Raw genomic sequence first — 1,327 nt, forward strand, 5'->3', positions numbered from 1 at the left:
AGGGACTGTTGATAAATAAATGAATCAATGATTTTTTGCGGTTTGGGGATTCTCCGGCTGACACGGAGCTTATAGAATCGCCGGATGATTGATCATGCCGCGATAAAGCTGCGCTACGAGGCGCTCGATCCTTTGCTTGATGAGCGGGGTCGCCGGCGGTTTGCCGCTGCGGAGGCTTTGGCTGCGGGATTGGGTGGTGTCACGGCGGTTTCCAAGATCACCGGCATTGCGCGCAGCACGATCAATCGAGGTTTGGCGGAACTTCGGGGCGAGGCTGCACCGGAAGCCGCTTTGGATCGGGTTCGACGGGGAGGAGGTGGACGGCGATCGTTGGCTGCCAGCGATCCGACGCTGGTTGCCGATCTCAGGTCTCTGGTCGAACCGACGACACGCGGCGATCCAATGGCGCCGCTGTTATGGACGGCCAAGAGCCTGCGGAACTTGGCGGCCGGGCTTCGCGACCTGGGCCATCGGATCGCCCATAACGTGGTTGCCGATCTGCTGCGCGATATGGGCTACAGCCTGCAGGCGAACCGTAAGACCTTGGAAGGGAGCAATCACCCCGACCGTGATGCGCAGTTCGGCTACATCAACGAGCAGGTAAAGGCCGCATTGGCGGCCAACCAGCCGGCGATCTCGGTGGACACCAAGAAGAAGGAGTTGGTTGGCGACTTCAGGAACGCTGGTCGGGAATATCACCCGAAAGGGCGGCCCGAGCCGGTGCGGGTGCACGACTTCATCATCCCGGAACTCGGTCGGGCGGCGCCTTACGGCGTCTACGACATCGCCAATAATGCCGGCTGGGTCAGCGTCGGCATCGATCACGACACCGCCAGTTTCGCCGTCAACGCCATCCGAACTTGGTGGCGGAAAATGGGAAGCGAGCGCTTCCCGAACGCCTCACAACTTGTCATTACCGCCGATGGCGGGGGCAGCAATGGAACCCGAGTGCGCCTGTGGAAGCGCGAGTTGCAAGCCCTTGCCGATGAACTGGGCATCCCTATCACCGTTTGCCATCTGCCGCCGGGCACCAGCAAATGGAACAAGATCGAGCATCGGCTTTTCTCGTTCATCACCCAAAATTGGCGCGGACGACCGCTTGTCAGCTACCAGGCAATCGTACAATTGATCGCAGCAACCACCACCGATGCTGGCCTCAAGGTGCAGGCAGAGATCGACACCAACACCTACCCGGCCGGGATCAAAATCACCGACGCCGAGATGGACGAAATCAACATCCGTCGACATGACTTCCATGGCGAATGGAACTACACCATTTCGCCAAACACACCGACCAGATTGAAGCGATAATTTATCAACAGACCCT

The 1,327-nt window shown here is 59.2% G+C and carries 1 protein-coding gene; it reads left to right on the forward strand.

The features are described from left to right. Window positions 1-84: 84 nt before the first annotated feature. Window positions 85-1,311, forward strand: a complete 1,227-nt coding sequence (locus FBZ89_RS30625) for an ISAzo13 family transposase (RefSeq protein ID WP_145754891.1) — start codon at window positions 85-87, stop codon at window positions 1,309-1,311. Window positions 1,312-1,327: the final 16 nt, after the last annotated feature.

The sequence above is a fragment of the Nitrospirillum amazonense genome, assembly GCF_007828045.1.
Taxonomy (GTDB): Bacteria; Pseudomonadota; Alphaproteobacteria; order Azospirillales; family Azospirillaceae; genus Nitrospirillum; species Nitrospirillum amazonense_C.

What these genes read in the sequence shown, in the direction of transcription:
- FBZ89_RS30625 (WP_145754891.1), top strand. Translation starts at nt 85, where the DNA reads ATGATTGATCATGCCGCGATAAAGCTGCGCTACGAGGCGCTCGATCCT.